Raw genomic sequence first — 17452 nt, forward strand, 5'->3', positions numbered from 1 at the left:
ACGCCTTATGCGACACTGCGATCATCAGGCCGGTAGCATGTTATTGATGGCGGTAATTACTGCGCGGGCCGTCGGGTCGGCCTGCCAGGGAGGTTTATCCAGTCGCTGTTGCCAGGAGGGGGCAGGGGGGCTCCCTGCTCGACCATCAAAGGAGCCTTGTGATGACGCTCTTTCGGTAAGCGTCCCGGTTTCGGGCGGACAGGTTTGCTGGTCGCAACGCCAGCAGCGCAACCTCTGGCTGATGTGCTGGTTGTGAGAGAGGTTAGTTTCAGGAAGATTGCGCTACAGGGGAGATATCTTTCTGTAACAGTAAGCGTTTCCGGCCCGGCTGGAAACGCTTACTGCTGTAGCAAACGCCGTCAGCTCTCTTTTGCCCTGACCCGACCATCCACTACAAGATTTAGCGCATTGCGCAGCGCCGGCTCAGCATATTTGCTGATAAGCCAGGCGATATAATAGAGCACGGCGACCACCACAACCGGCAGTGCTATCATCACCGCTTCGCTCTTGATCCAGGCATTCAGCTTAATCATCATGGCGATCATCAGGTTTTCATGAATCAGATAAAGCGCATAGCTGACAAACTCGATAGCGGTGAAAAAGCGCACGGAAAGCCAGCGCTCCATCTGTTTTGAATAGAAGCTGGCTATAAAAAAGAGCATGACCACGACTAAGGGGACGACAGTAATAACACCGTCGTGCTTAACGTAATAGCTGAAATTGATTAGCAGGGCCAGTAATACCAGCACATAGTGATAGCCTTGATCGCGCCCGTGCAGGCGTTCATAAACCAGACAGCCCACCATAAACCAGGCGTAATGAATAAAACCGAATTTTGAAATCACATCGATTAATAAGGGATGGCCAAGGGATTTCAGTACCGATGAAGCCGAAAGTAATAACATCGGCACAAGCAGCGCCGGCAGGCAATATTTACGGCCAGCGGTGAAATAGACCGCACCAATAATCAGATAAAACAGCGCTTCAACATATAACGACCAGAAGGAGCCTGCCATAGAGCTGAATTCAATCCCGGTAAGCTGCGACAGGGTTTCCGGGTTAACAAATATCAGACCGGGGATAAGGTTTTTGCTTTCTCCGGTAATCACCGTCGATTCTGGAAAGAATCCGCCTGAGATATAGAGTAGAAGGCTGGCAATCAGCATGGCCGGGAACAGGCGTAGCCAGCGTTTTTTCAGAAAATGGATATAGCCGCGCGATTTGTCCAGCGTCATAAAAATGACAAAACCCGAGATCATAAAAAAGAGCTGCACGCCCACCCAGCCAAATGCCAGCAGCGGGATCTGCTGCGTCGTCGCCACGTAAGGTAAGAGTTCAGGCCATCGTGCATAGGCATGATAGGCAATGACCATCAGGATGGCTAAACCGCGCATGCCATCGAGATGTGTAATACGTGGGCGCATAAATTCCCTTATTAATAAAATGAAGCAAAGAGGTGGCGTGAAATTAATATTGACACAGATTTACACTCAAGCAGAATTATCCTGGAAACCTGAGTGATAAATAAAAATGAACTGGCCACTGCCTGTAAAAAACAAGCCCATACTTTAGTCAGGCAGAGTTGTAATAAAAGTGCAGCAATGAGGTATCAATGGTCGAAAAGCAGGTAAGGGCGACAGCCTGATTTTCAGCTATGCTCTTTTTTCAAATGTCAAATTAAGTCCACCGTTTTTTGTCAATAAAGGGTAACTCTGCTTCTCCTGCACCTTTTTTGCTAACCTCCTTGTGTCAACATTATCTAAATTATAAATCCCTTATCCGTACAGCAGAGCGCTGAGGAATTGATTGACATTTCGCGTATATCTACCTGTCTTTTTGAGAGTGGCAAAATTACTTAGCAGGCTTATAAGTTTATTTATATTTAAATGCCTGATAGTGATATATCAGTTAATTGCTGCGCTGAAAAGCCTGCTGAGCAAGAGCCAGCGTGCTCAGCCAGTTCTGACACCGCCATCTTTTTACCGCGTCCGCTATTATAAGGCAGTGACCTTTTTGTCCTGCTCAGGACGGCGGCAAAGTCAGCGGCTTGAATGCGCTGCGCTTTATGCCCCTTCACTGTTATCTCCCTCCCTGAAGCGAGGGCGGGCAGGTTTTTGCCTGGCGTATAACCTTCGCTGGCTTGATTAACAGAGCGTTGCAAGTTAAGTTTGCTTAAACCTGGAAGATGGTCTGTACCTTCACAGCTTAAAAGCCCTCGATCTCTCTGAGGCCGCGCCAGCAGCGCCCTACAGACTCTGTTACCATCACACCTGGCGCCGGTACAAACTCAGTGAGCAGGTTATAAACGCGGTCCATCAGTTCCTGTTTCGATATATCGCCCTCATAGGTAAAGAGATCTCTCGGCAGCCAGTAACTCTGTTGGCTCCCGTTAGAAATGCTGTGGCGGAATCCATTGTTATTCATGGCGTTACGAAGTCTTCGGTACTCTTCAGCCGCGTTCACTTTCCCGCGTAGTTCAATTGAGATGTCATATACTGGCATGGTAACTGTCCTCAATTTTTCGATTTTAATTTAAGTTTACTTTAATTTTGCGGTTGTGCCAGTTTATTGTCCGCCTGGTTAAAAAAAAAAGCGTAAGCCCCCCTTTAGCAGGAGGAGACTTACGCGCAGAGTCAGCGCGTTGCCCGGCATCCGTCACAGCAGACGCCGGGGCGCAATCAGAACAGCACTGAGTAGTTCAGGCCAAAGGTGCGGCCGCGGCCTTTATAGGTATAAAGCGCTGCATCGCCGTAGGTGGGGCTGTAGAGCCCCGGTGCCCGCTGGCCCCACACCGTGGTGTAATCCTTATCCAGCAGGTTCTCTACGCTGAAGCTGAGTTTGCCGACCGGCAGCGCATAGCTGCCCAGAAAATCCACGGTGTTATAGCCATCGATTTTCTTGCCGTCAGCATCGGAAACGTCAAAGGTCTGCGTGCTCTGGACGCGCAGATCCCAGTCGCCCGGCGCCCAGTTCAGCCAGGCGCTGACTTTGGATGGACTGGCGCTGTCGATGGTGAGCTTTTCCCATTTACCTTCTACGCGCGTCTCAGATTTGATAATGTTGAAGTTAGCGCCGCTGCTCCACTCGCTGTTATCAAAGAAGTAATCAACCTGGCCCTCTACGCCATAAATGCGACGCTTGTCGTCGTCCAGGTTAATCGTCATATCGCTTTTATTAATGCTGATGGTTTTATCGGACAGCGAGTAGTAAGCCGCCAGCTGGGTGCGCAGGCTGTCGCCGGTAAAGCGCCAGCCAAGCTCGTAAGAATCAACTTTAATGCCGTCGAGCTTCGAATCATTGACGTTAACGCTGTTGGTGAGGTTGTAATGCCCGTTGGCTAAGCGATAGGTGCCGGAACCGTAATATTTTGCCAGGTCCGGGATCTCAAAGCCCTGCGAGAAGTTAAACCACAGCTGCTGGCGCTCGGTCAGGCGACCCAGAATGCCGGCATTAAAGAGCAGATTATTGTAGTCAGTGGAGCCGCCCGGCACCGCATCCGCCGAGCTGGCCTGACCGCTGGCGATTGCCTGCTGCTGCGCATAGCCAACAAAATCGTCCACCTTGTTTTTCGTATACTGGTAGCGCACGCCGCCGCTCAGCGTGATGGCGTCAATGTCGTAGCTCGACTGCAGGAACGGCGCGAGGTTAGTAATGCTGTAGCCGGGATAGCGCCCGACGTTATAGGCATTTTTCAGCGTCATGCCGCCGCTTTGCGCCGCGCTGTTCAGATCAAAAAACTGCTGGTTGGCGTCAAAGGTTTCATGGTCCGCGTCGACGCCGTAGGTCAGGGTCAGCGCGTCGACAGGCTGGCTGTTAAGGGTGAGCTTGCCGCCATAGAAATCGGTTTTCTGCTGCGAGGCGCCAATGCTGGAGACGCGATTGCGGCTGAGGGTAGGGAAGGGATAGAAAGTCAGGCTCTCGTCGCGATAGTAAACCTGCGCCACCAGATCCTGGCCGAAAAAGTCGGTGTTGGAATACTGCAGGTTAATCAGGTGGCGTTCGGTGCCCGGCAGGCGATCGGAGTCGAGGTTGCCTGAGTTATAGGCGCGGCCGGAGCCGGTCACCGCCGAGAAATTCTCCCCCAGATAGAGGCCATGCCTGCCGTCCGACTCGCTCTTGAAATATTGCGTGGTGAGCTGCAGCTGCTGGCTCTCATCGATATTGAGCGTGCCCGTGCCCATTACGTCCAGACGATCGGAGTACTGCAGCCCGGTCTGGGTATTATCGATAATCGTCTCATTGCCTTTGCCGTCATACCAGCCGCCATAGCGCTGATACGCTACCGACAGGCGGCCCGAGGCCTTATCATCGCCGCCGCTTACCGCCGCCGCCAGGTTCTCATCGCGATCGTTATGACTGTTGAAGCCGCTTTTCACGCCGGTTTGCAGCTCCGCCTGCGTGCCCGGCTGCCCTTTTTTGGTGACGATATTGATCAGGCCGCCGGTACTGCCGCCGCCGTAGAGCGAGGTGGCGCCTGAAATCACTTCAATACGCTCAATATTGAAGGGATCGATCGCGTCCAGCTGGCGGCTGTCGCTGCGTGACGAGTTAAGACGGACGCCGTCCACCATCACCATCATTGAGCGACCGCGCATATTCATGCCGTAGTTGGTTCGTCCCTGGCTGCTGACGTCCATGCCGGGAATCAGCTGCGCCAGCACCTCTTTTAACTCCTTACCGCCCTGAACCTGCTGCTCAATCTCTTGCTGCTCGATAATCCAGGTGGTTTGCGCCATTTCCGCCACGCTGCGGTGGGTACGGCTGGCAGAGACCACCATCTGATCCTCTTTTATCTCTTCGGCCCAGGCGCCGGAAGAGAGCATCGCAAGTAAACAAGGATTCAAAACCCACAGATACGGCTGTTTCATTTTTATTTTTTTCCGATGAAGTGTTTAAAACTGAACGGTATTAACGGTGTGTTGAGGATCCCGAACGTGATTCTCCGGCTGCTGGGTGCGCCACTGGATCACGCCGGGGGTCGTGCTCAGCTCAAAAGGTTCGTCCGGGTGCGCGCGGTTGAGAATGCGGGCGGCGCGCCAGGCCATCAGGCTGAGCTGGGGTTCAGCAATGCCGAGGCGCTGCATCCCGGCATTGACGGCGAAAAGGGCGTTACTTTCCGGGCCGTCCCAGTTAAGGGTGAAGTCGGTGTTGATCTGGAAATTTTCGTCTCGGTCGAGCTGGAGACGATGCGCCACGGGCGCCAGAAACGCGGGGCGCGAGGAGCGATAGCCGGTGGCAAAAATCACCACGTCGGTGGTCAGCTGCTCTTCGCCATGATCGAGATGGTGACGCAGCCTCAGCTGCTGCGCCTCCTGCGTCTGATCGAGCGAGATCACCGAGCGCGACGGCATCAGTCGCGCCCAGGGCTGCTCGCGCAGCACCTCAAAGCGGTGATACATCGCCCGGTAGATGGCAAGGAGCGACTCGCTGGTAATGCCGTCTGAGGTCATCTTCTGTTCATTCAGCATCAGCTGGCGCGCGCTGGCGTCCAGCGTCGAAAAGCTTTCCAGATAGTCTGGCGTGAAGTACTCGTTGGCGAAGGCGGCTTCATCCAGCGCGTTGTAGTTATTCCTGCGCGACACCCAGTTCAGGGCCGCGGGCTGGCCCCACTCGGCGCGGAAGATATTAAGAAAGAGATCGGCTCCGCTCTGGCCGCCGCCGACGATGGTGACGCGCTTGCCATGCAGATCTGGCCGGCGCAGCATCATTTCGCTGGCGTGGAAGCAGCGATCGCTCTGCTGCGTAACGCACGCCGGCAGCCTGGCCTGTTTCCCGATGCCGAGGCAGATATGGCGCGCCAGAAAGCGATCCTGCGCGGTTTCAACCGTGAACAGGCGCGTCGCATCGTTAAACGTCACGCGGGTGACCGGCTGGTTAAACGCCAGATTGCTCAGGCGCTTCGCCACCCAGCCCAGGTAGTCGGAAAACTCCTCTCTGGAGACGGTGCGCTGTTCGGTAGTGAGGAAACGGTAAAATTTCTTCTGCTGCACCAGATAGTTCACAAAACTATAGCGACTGGTCGGCTCAACCGCGCTCACCAGATCTTTGAGGAAGCTGGTTTGCATCGCGCAGTCCGGCACCATCATGCCCGGGTGCCAGGCAAAGTGGGCCTTGCGTTCGAGAAACAGGGAGCTAAAACCTTCCAGTCCTTCAGCCAGCGCGGCGACGCTCAGGTTAAAGGGGCCGACGCCTATGCCAATGAAATCATAGATCTTCATTTTGGAGACTCCTGGGTGACCAGATAGAGCGGGTTATCGAGATCGGTAAGGTAGTTGGGCAACATCCGGCTGCCGCCGTCGTGCTCTGAAAATGTCAGCTTTACCGGATTAAGCACGACGCGGATGATGCGCGGCTTAAAGAGATCGAACAGGGCGAAGCGATCGGCCATCGCCGGGTGTTGCGCCATATAGCGCTGCAGCACGCTGGCGAGAAGCCGGTAAAACTGGCGTTCATCTATGCCTGACCGCAGCGTCAGCCGCGAGATAAAGCGCAGCACGGTAACAAAGTGGCCGGTTTGCAGGTCGTGGATCAGGTAGTCGGCGCTCAGGCGCGCGGTTACCTCTTTCACCGCAGCGGGCAGGGACGCCGCCTCCGGGAAATCAGCATCGACGAGGCGCATATCACCCTGAAAATCCTTCAGCAGAATGCGCTGCGGAATATGATCTTTCATCACCAGCGTAACGTTCTGACCATGCGCAATCAGCGCGACGCCGTAGCGGCACATCAGGTGGTAGAAGGGGATCACCACCACCTCGAACATCCGGCTCAGCCAGCTGGCCGCATCCAGTCCCGAGGCGTTAATCCAGGCGTCTATCAGCGGGCGTCCGGCATTATCGGTTTCCATCAGCGCGGCCATCAGCACCGCCTGTTCGCCCGGCTGCAGGTAGCTGGCGGGGCTTTCGCGCCAGATAACGCCAAGCATCTCCTGGTAGCGATAGGGCGCGGCGGGCAGCGCGGCGTAGCCCTCATGGGGCAGGTAACCTGCGGCCGGCTCCGCCAGGATTTGGGCGCCGGTGGCGCGCAGCGTCTGATCCTGCGCGAACTGCTGCCTTAACCAGCCGGAGGCGAGCGGCCCAGCGGCGATATACCTGCCGGGAATGCCGCGATAGCAGGAGGTGTTATAGATAGTCAGCGGCAGTTTAATATCGAAGCGCGCAGGGCGGCTGGCGTTGGTCAGCGTGCGCAGCGACTGCTGCGCCAGATAGCGATCGCCGAAGACGCCCAGCTCGACCATCTCTCCACGCGCCAGATGCGGCAGAAAATGAAGCGCAATTTTTTGCTGCCACTGCCAGGGATGAACAGGCAGGGCAATCCAGCTCTCATCGAGTCCGGCTGACTGCCAGTGCTGATAAAAGCGTGCCAGCTCCGCCTCATCCATGGCGCTGGCGAGCAGGGCAGAGAGATCGCACGCCTCTTCGTGGCTCCAGACCAGCTTCTCCCGGCGCACCGCAATCCAGTGCAGCTGAAAGCGGTTGCGATACTCCGGCGCATAGGCGCGCAGCGCATCCACTCCCCAGCCGCGCCGCCCTTTGTTAAAGATAAATTTGGGATGTCCGCTCAGCAGGCACTGCAGCTCATCTGCGTCCAGGGCGATCATATCGTCTGCGCTCAGCGACCGGCGCGCTTCCAGCAGCTGCAGATCGCCGCGCAGCGTGGCGTAGAGATCTTCCAGATGCTCCGCCGTCTGGGCGTCGCTCATCTCCAGCGTCACCGCCAGCTGGCGCAGCAGGGCGTCCGCTTCCATCGGCCCGCCGCTGAGCGAGTCAGTGTCGATATGCAGCCAACCCCAGATGCCGCGGCTGGCGGCGAATTCCCAGCGCGCCTGGCCCACGGTGATTTCCCAGCGGCCTGCGGATCGTTCCACCGCGCGCAGCGTCCGTTCGTACTCCAGCTCGGCGAGAATTTTAGCGATCATCTCGCGGTTGACGCGCGCCCACATCATAAGCCCACCTCCGTAAAGAAGCGGCTGCGCTCGCTTATCACCAGGCGAGAGCGCTTGTGGGGGAAGTCGAACTCCTTAAGGGTCTGGTAACCTGCAACCGGCAGATGGCGGAACAGGCGCTGATTGTCGTAACGCGGTTCCGCGACGATGCGCTGGGTGCGGGGCTGGTCGAGAAACAGATAGTGCGTCAGCCCGCGCAGCCAGCTGCGAATAAAGTGCGCGCCGCGCCAGGCTTCTTCGCCCACCAGCATATGCAGACCGCGATCGTAAGGCTGCCAGCGGTAGTGCCGACCAATACGATCTTCCGCCGCCCAGTAAATCTCGAAATAGCCAAACGGCTGGTCGTCGAAGCAGCCGATCACCGGGAAGCAATAGGCGGAGTCGAGCTGCTTGCGCAGATAGCTTTCCTGCTCAGGCTGCGGTGCCGCCATTTCCCAGAAGGCGTTAACGCGGGGAGCGTTCATCCAGCGCGTAAAGCGCACGGCGTCCTCCGCCACGTCGGCGACGCGAAAACTGAGCGTTCGCTTGATTTGCGGATCGTAGCGCCGATAGATTTCCCCATCCGGCCTGGGCGGACGCACGGGATAAAAAATCTGCCGCGCTTCATCAAACTGCATTTTCCCGCTCGCCGTCGGCTGCTCGCCCCGGAGCCAGAGCGGCAGCTGCCAGAAGGTGTCTCGTGAAAAGTAGTCGCCGTTCACCGCCGCGAACAGCGCCTGCGCCTGGGGATTGTGATGCCACTGCGCCCAGGGAAGATGAACGCCGCTCAGCTGTGGTGCCGCCACCAGCAGCTGATCGATCGCATCAGCAAGCCAGCCGTCCGGTATCGTCGGCATCAACGGCAGCGAGGCGCTGTTGTCCAGCCCGAGCATGAGCGGCAACGCCTGTCCGGTCAGCGCACAGCGGAAACCTGCGTCGCCATGAACGATATGCGCGTTTGGCATTACGGCTTCTCCCTGTAGAACGGATTGTGAAAATCGAAGTAGATCACCGCCGGATCGGCGATGGTGTTTTCGTTGTGGTCATAGAGATAGCAGTAGAAATTGCCTTTACAGTTCCAGTGTCGGCTGTCGAGCACGTAATCGAGGCTGCGGGTATCGCTGACCTGGCTGCGCAGCGCCGTCAGCCTGTCGCGCACTTGCGCCATCAAACGCTCTTCTGTCTCAAAGCCCGCGGCGCCCAGCGCGGCGGTGACCGCCAGCGTGGAGTTGACCAGCAGGTAATAGGGGAAGTAGCGCAGTACCTGTTCGCGGCTGAAGCAATTTTCCGCATCGGTTTCGTCAATCTGCGCCAGCCAGTCGGCGGCGTTTTCCGTAAAGCCGCTGCCCTGGCAGTCGCGGTAGAGCAGTCCGACCGGGAGATCCTGCTGCATCTCCACCAGGATGTTTTGCTGGTGCGCCAGCAACACCAGGCCGTAATTGGCTTCCGTGGCGAACAGCGGCAGCAGCACACGATCGCAGTAGGCGTTTACCCAGCACTGCGCCCCCTGGCTGAGCGTTAGCCCGAGCCGGTGGCTCAGCCTTCTCACTGCCGCCGCCAGCAGGCTGTCGCCGCCGTCTGGCGCGGCCTGCGTCAGGCTTACCAGCACGTTGGTCTGGGTTTCCGGGGTGTCGAAAAGGCTGTTGACGCGAAACGCCATCAGGCTCTCTTCCTGGATCGCGCCATCCGCGGCGCGCAGCCCGGCCCAGCCATCCTCCTGCATCACGCGCAGGCTGGGGTAGTCCATCTGTAGCCGCTGCCAGCGCGGCGTTTGAGCCAGACGCGCCAGGCGCATGCCGCGCTTCACCTCTTTCACCGACAGGGTTCGCACCGAATTGGTCAGGCGCACGCTCAGTGAAAATTTGATCATATCGTTGCTGGCAGGAGAGTAGAGCGAACGCGACGAGCTGGTGGGCAGCCAGGCGGTGCCGCTTTCCCCTAAATCCGCCAGCGCGCCGCTGGCGATCAGCCGCTGGCACCACGCCTGCGTCAGCAGATAACGCGCCTGCCAGGGATGCATCGGGATCAGCCAGCGCTGGTCGGTAAACTGGCTGAGCAGGGCGGGCGCGCTCTGGGCAGCAAAGCGCAGCAGACGGGCGCGCAGCGTCAGGCCGAGGCTTTCCCCCGCCACATGGTCGCTGTCGACGGAGAACCAGTGGAGCGGGAAGTCGGAAGCGAACTCAGGCAGATAGCGGCGCGCCTCGGCTTCATTAAAGGGTTCGTGCGATTTCGGCGCGGGGTGGAACGCGTGACCCACCAGCAGCGCCTGTTCGGCTTCGGAAAATGAGAGCGGTTTTTTGCGCAGCGCAGGCCAGCGATGACGCAGATTAATCGCCTGCCAGCAGTTCGCATGGCTTTCGCCGACGCGCTGCTGAAAACGTTCGATGACCTCGCCGCTGAGTTCCGCGCGAATGGCCGGCTTTGCCACTATCAGCGAAACCAGCGTGTCAAAGGAGACGGCTTCACCCTCGGGCGACGTCGGGCTGATGAGCAGCGCGGGGAACTGATAGTGATGGTGCTGCGTAGGGGAGAAGTAGCGCAGCGGCAAGCGCAGAACTTGCGATGATGACAGGGGCAGGTCAATAAAGTGCGTCCGTTCGGGCGCGCCGCCTGCCACGTAGTTCCAGTCGCGCGTTTCGCGTAAAAGCGCATTGAGAAAGCACTGCGCCGCCACGTCAACGCCAGCCGGTTGAGAGAAGCCATCCATAAGATAATCTCACTTCTTAACTGATAATGATTATCGTTATGATAATTATTTAATTTACAATGGCAACCAATTTTGCAATATTCGTAAACATATCTTCAGCTGTATATCCATGTTTTTTACGGTGTCTTTACATTTATGTGTCACTTATTACATAACGGCGCGCTATGACGGCGTCGGGAAAATCAGTCTGGCCGCTGGCCTTTTGCGCTGGCTTATTGGGAATTGGTCAGAACGGCTTACTGGTTATGCTGCCGCAGCTGGTGCAGATGACCGGTCTGACGCTCTCCACCTGGGCCGGTTTATTAATGTCTGGCTCGATGCTGTTCCTGCCCGCCTCGCCCTGGTGGGGGCGCGTATCTGAGGTGAAAGGCTGCAAATTTGTCGTGGTAGCGTCGCTGTCCGGCTATCTGGCAAGTTTCGCCCTCCTGGCGCTGGCAGTTTGGCTGATGGCGGAAAAACAGCTCGGCATACCGGCTGGCGTTGGGGTGCTGATCCTGTCGCGTACCATCTACGGCCTGACCGTCTCGGGCATGGTGCCCGCCGCGCAGACCTGGGCGATGCAGCGCTCAGGCACGGAGAAGCGCATGGCGGCGCTGGCGGTCATCAGTTCCGGCCTGAGCTGCGGAAGATTACTGGGGCCGCCTCTGGCTGCATTTGCGCTCAGCCTTTATCCCATGGCGCCCCTGTGGCTGATGGCCGCCGGGCCGCTTTTCGCCCTGATCTTTATCAGCCGCCAGTATGGCGATCCGCCACTGGAAGCGGTGACGCATCAGGCCGCGCGCTGGCATAGCGGTCTGCTGCCCTTTCTTGTGCTGGCGGCGCTGCTTGCGCTCTGCATCAGTCTGATGCAGATCGGGCTGGCGCCCGCGCTGCGCGATTACATGGCCGCGCCCGCTGCGGTCAGCCGTCATATCGCCTGGCTGCTGAGCCTGGCCGCCATCGCAACCCTGCTGGCGCAGTTTCTGATCGTCAGGCCGCAGCGGCTGCAGATTCAGCCGCTGCTGTTGAGCGCGGCGGTATTGATGAGCGCAGGGCTGGGCATGATGGTCGCCGGCAATCTGCCCTGGCTCTATGCGGGGATCGTTGTCACCTCATTCGGCGCCGCGATGGCGACGCCTGCCTACCAGCTGCTGCTGAATCAAAAACTCTCCCTCGGCAAAGGGGCGGGACTGATCGCCACCAGCCACACCCTGGGCTACGGCCTGAGCGCCCTGTTGATCCCCGTTATCTCGTGGCGATGGGGGCAGACTCATCTGCTGGCGGGGGCATGGATAGCATCAGCAATCTTCTTTATCGTGGCCTGTCGGCTGCGAACAACGGCAAGCGCGGAAAGCGCGCGCTGAACGTCAGGAAATTTTATGGCCGCGATTCCCCCTTACCGCTTATTCAATGTCACGCTGCTGCGCAAAAGATGGCTCTCGCCCTCTCTGGTGAGCTGCCTCTTTACGGGCGAAGAGCTGGAGATGATAAAGCGAGACGGACCCGATCAGCGTATCAAGATCCTCTTTCCGTCGCCGCAGGGGTTTCCCGCCTCGTTAAACAGGCACACGCCCTGGCGCGAGCAGCTTAAAACCCTGACGCCGGAGCAGCGGCCCGTGCCGCGCACCTACACGCTTCGCGCCGTCAACGCCGCCGAATGTCAGGCAGAGGTCGAGTTTGTTGTTCACGGCACAGCGGGGCCGGCTTCCGCCTGGGTCATTCGCGCCGCGCCGGGCGATGCTCTGCAGATGGTCGCGCCCAACCGGCAGCACGTCGACGACAGCGGCGGATATGAATGGCACCTCAATCCCGAGGTAGCGCGCGCGCTGGTGGTCGCTGATGAAACCGCGCTGCCTGCGGTAAAAGGTATCCTTGAGCAGGTGGCGCATATGGCGTCGCCGCCCGCCCTGCAGATTTTTCAGGAAGTGCCGCGGGCAGAGGATAGTCTCGACTGGCGACAATACGCTTTTGCGCAGGTCTTCTGGCTTCCCCGCGACCGAACCCGAACGGCGCACGGCGCGGCGCTGTTGCAGGCGGTTAAGGCGAACCTCTCCCTGCCTGACTATGCGCTCAGCGCCGCTCCGGCTTCTTTTGAGGTTGAACAGGCGCGTCTGTGGCACGGCGCAGCGCGCAGGCCCAATCGTTTCTATGGCTGGGTCGCCGCCGAGTCCTCTGCGGTGAGACATATCCGGCGCTATCTGGTGAACGAGCGCCAGCTGGTCAGCGAGAGCGTCAGCTTTATGGCCTACTGGAGCAAGGGCTAGCGGCCGTTTCGACCCGCTAAATGGCTGCCGCTACGGCGTGCCGCAAGCGGCGAGGCTGGAGCGCGCCGCGCCAGTTAAGCGCGCGGCGCGTTGAGGCGGGCGCGATCAGCTGTTTTCGGAAGAGCGTACCGCGTAGAAGCGGGCACGCTGCTGCTGACGCTTTCTGCGCGGCATAAGCAGGCTGGCGATAACAATCACCAGCGCCAGGCCGCCGGTCGCCAGCAGTTCGGTCTGATGTTGCTTATTGAACAGCATGCACACCAGCACGGTTGCGATAAACAGAATGGTCACCCAGGTGAGGCCGGGGAACAGCCACATGCGGTAACTCAGCTGCTCGCCCGCTTTCTCGCGCTTTTTGCGCAGCACCAGATGAGAGAGGGCGATCACCAGGTATACCAGCAGCGCGATGGCGCCGGAGCTGGCCAGCAGAAATTCAAACACCGCGCTGGGTGCCAGGTAGTTAGCCACCACCGCCACAAACGCCGCCGCCGTGGAGAGCAGCACCGCAATCCAGGGCGTTCCGCTGCGCGTGGTGCGGGATGCCGCCGCAGGCGCATCTTTACGACGCGACAGCGAATAGAGCATGCGTGAAGAGGTATAGAGCGCCGAGTTAAGGCAGCTGCACACCGCGATCAGCACCACGATATCGACGATAAGTTTGGCGTGGGGAATATTCATCGCCTGCAGCACGGTCTGATAGGAGCCATGCTCAACCAGCGACGGTGAATTCCACGGTACCAGGGCGACCACGAAGAATATCGACAGCAGATAGAACAGCGCAATGCGCCAGATAACTGAATTGGTGGCCTGGGTGATTTGCTTGCCTGGGTTCTTCGATTCGGCGGCCGCGATAGTGATAATTTCGGTGCCCATAAATGAAAACATGGTGGTCAGGATCGCCGCCATTACCTTGCCGAAGCCGTTGGGCATAAACCCCTGCGTATCATAAAGGTGCTGAAGGCCGCTGGCACCGCTGTTGGGCAGATAGCCAAATACGGCCAGGCCGGCGGCGCATAAGAATGCAATAATGGCCGCGACCTTGAGCAGCGCGAACCAGAACTCAAACTCGCCGTAGTTCTTGACGCTCAGCAGATTGGTCAGGGTTAAAATCAGCGTAATGGCGAGCGTAAACTGCCAGATGGCGATCTGCGGGAACCAGGCGTGCAGGATGGTGCCGGCCGCGTTAGCCTCAAGGGGAATAACCAGCACCCAAAACCACCAGTAGAGCCAGCCGATGGTGAATCCAGCCCAGCGGCCGAGCGCCTTATCGGCATAGGTAGAGAACGAGCCGGAATCGGGCAGCGCAACCGCCATCTCGGCCAGCATACGCATAATCAACACCACCAGCGCACCGGCGGCGGCGTAGGCGATAAGCACCGCCGGGCCCGCCTCGGCAATGGCGTGTCCCGATCCCACAAACAGGCCAGCGCCAATCACGCCGGCAATGGACAGCATGCGCACATGGCGCGGCTTTAAATTTTGTGCCAGTGCATCTTCATTCGCACTCTGCATTCTCGTCATCAAAACGTCTCCAGAACGGTTCCCGGGGTTGGGTGTCAGGAACGAGCAGGGGGAAAGGCTCGCGGCAGCGAACCGAAAAGTATCGGGCGGTTATGGCGCACGTTGCGCCATCAGGGGGCCACTGTCGGCCGCCTTTGCCCGCAACGCTGTCTCAGCGCGGCGGTGACTGGGCGTCGCCGGGGAGGCGGTATGGATAAATTTTGTTAACGGGTGTGCGCCAGGCCATGCGCACAACGTCCCGGTGCGACAGGGCAAAGCGACTGCTTTCCCCGGCTGTATCAGACTCTGTTGATCGCTCATCTTATTACCCTCGCTGATACGTTTCGTTTACAATTCTCGACAAACGCTTTTATTAATGCGTGCGAAGAGGTAAGTTGCCAGAGCCAATTTCTGAGAGTGGGATGGAGCCAATTGCAGCTGTTATATGCCGATCACTTATTAGAGCGACTGCAGGTTTTGCAGAGCGGCTCGCTGCAGCAGAGGCTGCTGGCCTGCATACAGGCCGCTATTATTGAAGGGGTTTTCCCGCGCGGTGGACGCCTGCCGCCGACGCGCGACATGGCGCGCGAGCTGGGCGTATCGCGAAACACCGTACTGCATGTTTATGAAAGTTTGATGGCACAGGGCTACGTCACGGCCCGCACCGGCAGCGGCACCTGGATTGCGGATACGCTGCCGGAGATCTGCCTGCAAAGCCAGGCCATCGAACTGCTTCAGCCCACCGCCGCGCCGCTGCCGGCCACTCTGTCAAAGCGGGGCGCAACGCTGTTAGGGCATGCCACCGCATCACCCTACCAGTGGGGAGCTTTTGTTCCCGGCGCGCCCGACGTCACTGAATTTCCGCATAAACTCTTTAGCCAGATCCAGGCGCGGCTCAATCGCGAGCCCGATATTCACCGGCTGATTTACAGCAGCGGCGGCGGCTGTCCCGATCTGCGTCATGCGCTGGTGGAGTATCTGCGCGTCGCGCGTTCGGTGAAAGCCGATGCCGATCAAATCCTGATTACCGAAGGGATACACCAGGCGGTCGATCTGGTCTCCTGTGTGCTGGGGGATCCAGGCGATCTGGTCTGGATGGAGGAGCCAGGCTACTGGGGCACGCGTAACCTGCTGCGTAAAAACGGCCTGAAAATCCGCGCCATCCCCGTCGATGACGAGGGAATTGTGCCCGCCTCAGGCCCGCCGCCGCGCATGATCTTTGTGACGCCGTCACATCAATACCCGCTGGGCGCACACCTGAGTCTGGCGCGGCGTAAAGCGCTGCTGGCGCTGGCGCGGCGTCACGGCAGCTGGATTATCGAGGATGATTACGACAGCGAGTTTCGCTTTTCCGGCACCCCCTGGCCGTCGCTACAGGGGCTGGAAGAGGATGCGCCGGTAATCTATATGGGCACCTTCAGCAAAACGCTCTACCCGGCGCTGCGCATTGGCTACATGGTCGTGCCGAAGATGCTGGCCGAGCCGATGCGCACCGCGGCGACCGAGCTTTACCGCGGCGGCCATCTGCTGATCCAGCGGGCGCTGGGCGAGTTTATCCGTCAGGGACACTATATGGATCACATCCGCCGTATGCGGTTGCTCTACGGCCAGCGGCGTCAGTTTTTATGCAAACTGATTGAGCGCTACCTGGGCCCGGCGTTTTTACCGCCGGTCAACCATGAGGCGGGACTGCATCTGGTGCTGCGGCTGCCAGACGGCTGTGACGATGTTGCCATCACCGCCGAAGCGCTCAGGCGCGGCGTAAAGGTGCGGCCGCTCTCGCAGTACTATATGCATCCCCAGCGCACGCGCGGTTTGCTGCTTGGCTACGCCTGCGTCAATGAGCGGCAGTGTCAGGATGCGTTTGGCGTTTTGAAAGGCTGTCTGATCGCCGCGGGCGTCGAGATCAATGCCCAGTAGCTTATCCCGCGCTCAGATAAATCGTCTCTGGCTTCAGCCAGGCGATCGCGCTGTCAGTAAAACCGGCTTCCGCGCTTATCAGTCAGCTTAGGCCCTGGGCTGGATCGCCAGCCCACAGGCCGAATGCTCACGCGCTATGGCGCGATCCTGCCGCGCACGATAACCTTGCCTGGCTTGCTGTCGGGGTCCTGCACGCGGCGGATCGCCAGATTCAGCGCCTGCCAGGCGATCTCCTGCAGATCGTGGGTGACGCAGGGGAAATGGAAACCGTAAATCTCGGCGTGGGTGAGATGGTCAATACTGAAAAGGCTGACCTCTTCCATCAGGCGGAGCTTGTGCTCAATGCAGGCTTTGATAATGCCCAGCGAGATCTGGTTATTACAGCCGACAAAGTAGTCCGGGGCAGCATGGCTGCTCAGCCAGCGGCTGGTTTCCCGCCAGGCGGCGTCCATAAAGAAATCGGCGTGCAAAATCTCCAGCGACGCCACCTTGCCCTGCAGCGCCGCCTGCAAACCGGTCACTCTTTCACGCGCAACGTTGGAATTCTCCGGCCCCGAAACCACGACGACGCGGCTGGCCTGCTGCTCTAACAGCCAGCGCCCCGTCTGCAAACCGCAGTCCAGGTTGTCGATATAGACGCCGCTGCAGTGCGACGCCTGCAGCTCACGATCCACCAGCACAACGGGAATATTGAGAATTTCCAGCCGCTTCATATAGGCGGGATGATAGTTAACGTCGTTGGATATCACGGAGAGGATAATGGCATCGACGTTGTAGCCGATCAGCTTGTCGATAATGCGGTCTTCCGCTTCCTGCGATTCACAGGAGTCAAACACCAGCGTGTCGTAACCCAGCTTTTGCGCTTCCAGCGTCATCAGCCGCGTTAGCCCGCCAAAGAACGGGTTAGCCATATCAGGATTGACGATGCCGATAGTTTTACTGGCTTTCGCCCGCAGGTTGCGCGCGGCGGTATTGACGACGTAGCCAAGCTGCTCTGCCGTCTCGCGGATGCGTTGCAGAGTTTCCGGATGCACTTTCTCTGGCTGAGAAAATGCCCGGGAAGCGGTAATTTTACTGACGTTCGCCTGCGCGGCGACGCTTGCCAGCGTCGCCTTTCGTCCCCGACCTGCTGCCAATTGCGGCTCCTTAATTAAACCATAT

At 58.6% G+C, this 17452-nt stretch carries 13 protein-coding genes; 3 read left to right on the forward strand and 10 right to left on the reverse strand.

Going from position 1 to position 17452, the window contains the following annotated elements:
- Window positions 1-359: 359 nt before the first annotated feature.
- From MHZ97_RS16030 to MHZ97_RS16065, 8 genes are all read right to left on the reverse strand, one after another.
- Window positions 360-1424 (reverse strand): acyltransferase, encoded by a 1065-nt coding sequence (locus tag MHZ97_RS16030; RefSeq protein WP_239315009.1) that lies wholly within the window; start codon window positions 1422-1424, stop codon window positions 360-362.
- 458 nt (window positions 1425-1882) lie between these two features.
- On the reverse strand, window positions 1883-2161 hold the full coding sequence (locus MHZ97_RS16035) for a hypothetical protein (RefSeq protein WP_239315010.1): 279 nt from the start codon (window positions 2159-2161) through the stop codon (window positions 1883-1885).
- A gap of 44 nt (window positions 2162-2205) precedes the next feature.
- Complete coding sequence (locus MHZ97_RS16040; RefSeq protein WP_103796704.1) at window positions 2206-2502, reverse strand: hypothetical protein; 297 nt, start codon at window positions 2500-2502, stop codon at window positions 2206-2208.
- A 176-nt stretch (window positions 2503-2678) separates the two neighbouring features.
- Window positions 2679-4868 (reverse strand): TonB-dependent siderophore receptor, encoded by a 2190-nt coding sequence (locus MHZ97_RS16045; protein ID WP_239315011.1) that lies wholly within the window; start codon window positions 4866-4868, stop codon window positions 2679-2681.
- Window positions 4869-4892: 24 nt separating this feature from the next.
- Complete coding sequence (locus MHZ97_RS16050; protein WP_239315012.1) at window positions 4893-6218, reverse strand: lysine N(6)-hydroxylase/L-ornithine N(5)-oxygenase family protein; 1326 nt, start codon at window positions 6216-6218, stop codon at window positions 4893-4895.
- Window positions 6215-7942: an IucA/IucC family siderophore biosynthesis protein gene (iucC, locus tag MHZ97_RS16055; protein ID WP_239315013.1), complete on the reverse strand. Its 1728-nt coding sequence runs from the start codon at window positions 7940-7942 to the stop codon at window positions 6215-6217. The genes MHZ97_RS16050 and iucC overlap by 4 nt, the downstream gene beginning before the upstream one ends.
- Window positions 7939-8886: a GNAT family N-acetyltransferase gene (locus MHZ97_RS16060; protein ID WP_103796700.1), complete on the reverse strand. Its 948-nt coding sequence runs from the start codon at window positions 8884-8886 to the stop codon at window positions 7939-7941. The genes iucC and MHZ97_RS16060 overlap by 4 nt, the downstream gene beginning before the upstream one ends.
- Window positions 8886-10628 carry an IucA/IucC family siderophore biosynthesis protein gene (locus tag MHZ97_RS16065; RefSeq protein WP_239315014.1) on the reverse strand — a complete coding sequence of 581 codons (1743 nt, stop codon included), beginning with the start codon at window positions 10626-10628 and terminating at the stop codon, window positions 8886-8888. The genes MHZ97_RS16060 and MHZ97_RS16065 overlap by 1 nt, the downstream gene beginning before the upstream one ends.
- A 164-nt stretch (window positions 10629-10792) precedes the next feature.
- On the opposite strand from MHZ97_RS16065, the gene MHZ97_RS16070 reads away from it, so the two are divergent.
- Together MHZ97_RS16070 and MHZ97_RS16075 are read left to right on the forward strand one after the other, a co-directional pair.
- On the forward strand, window positions 10793-11971 hold the full coding sequence (locus tag MHZ97_RS16070; protein ID WP_239315015.1) for an MFS transporter: 1179 nt from the start codon (window positions 10793-10795) through the stop codon (window positions 11969-11971).
- A 15-nt stretch (window positions 11972-11986) separates the two neighbouring features.
- Window positions 11987-12871: a siderophore-interacting protein gene (locus tag MHZ97_RS16075; RefSeq protein WP_239315016.1), complete on the forward strand. Its 885-nt coding sequence runs from the start codon at window positions 11987-11989 to the stop codon at window positions 12869-12871.
- Window positions 12872-12976: 105 nt separating this feature from the next.
- On the opposite strand, the gene gabP is transcribed toward MHZ97_RS16075, so the two are convergent.
- Window positions 12977-14392 carry a GABA permease gene (gene gabP / locus MHZ97_RS16080; RefSeq protein ID WP_239315017.1) on the reverse strand — a complete coding sequence of 472 codons (1416 nt, stop codon included), beginning with the start codon at window positions 14390-14392 and terminating at the stop codon, window positions 12977-12979.
- Between the two features lie 411 nt (window positions 14393-14803).
- On the opposite strand from gabP, the gene MHZ97_RS16085 reads away from it, so the two are divergent.
- Window positions 14804-16291: a PLP-dependent aminotransferase family protein gene (locus MHZ97_RS16085; RefSeq protein ID WP_239315018.1), complete on the forward strand. Its 1488-nt coding sequence runs from the start codon at window positions 14804-14806 to the stop codon at window positions 16289-16291.
- A 134-nt stretch (window positions 16292-16425) separates the two neighbouring features.
- Here the strand turns inward: MHZ97_RS16085 and MHZ97_RS16090 are convergent, their stop codons facing one another.
- Entirely contained in the window at window positions 16426-17427 is a 1002-nt protein-coding gene (locus MHZ97_RS16090; protein ID WP_103796694.1) for a LacI family DNA-binding transcriptional regulator, read from the reverse strand.
- Window positions 17428-17452: the final 25 nt, after the last annotated feature.

Source organism: Pantoea sp. ACRSC, from assembly GCF_022346785.1.
GTDB lineage: Bacteria > Pseudomonadota > Gammaproteobacteria > Enterobacterales > Enterobacteriaceae > Pantoea > Pantoea alvi.

Coding starts and splice junctions, on each gene's coding strand:
- MHZ97_RS16065 (WP_239315014.1), bottom strand. CDS start 10,628: ATGGATGGCTTCTCTCAACCGGCTGGCGTTGACGTGGCGGCGCAGTGC.
- gabP (WP_239315017.1), bottom strand. CDS start 14,392: ATGACGAGAATGCAGAGTGCGAATGAAGATGCACTGGCACAAAATTTA.
- iucC (WP_239315013.1), bottom strand. CDS start 7,942: ATGATGTGGGCGCGCGTCAACCGCGAGATGATCGCTAAAATTCTCGCC.
- MHZ97_RS16070 (WP_239315015.1), top strand. CDS start 10,793: ATGACGGCGTCGGGAAAATCAGTCTGGCCGCTGGCCTTTTGCGCTGGC.
- MHZ97_RS16050 (WP_239315012.1), bottom strand. CDS start 6,218: ATGAAGATCTATGATTTCATTGGCATAGGCGTCGGCCCCTTTAACCTG.
- MHZ97_RS16030 (WP_239315009.1), bottom strand. CDS start 1,424: ATGCGCCCACGTATTACACATCTCGATGGCATGCGCGGTTTAGCCATC.
- MHZ97_RS16060 (WP_103796700.1), bottom strand. CDS start 8,886: ATGCCAAACGCGCATATCGTTCATGGCGACGCAGGTTTCCGCTGTGCG.
- MHZ97_RS16040 (WP_103796704.1), bottom strand. CDS start 2,502: ATGCCAGTATATGACATCTCAATTGAACTACGCGGGAAAGTGAACGCG.
- MHZ97_RS16075 (WP_239315016.1), top strand. CDS start 11,987: ATGGCCGCGATTCCCCCTTACCGCTTATTCAATGTCACGCTGCTGCGC.
- MHZ97_RS16045 (WP_239315011.1), bottom strand. CDS start 4,868: ATGAAACAGCCGTATCTGTGGGTTTTGAATCCTTGTTTACTTGCGATG.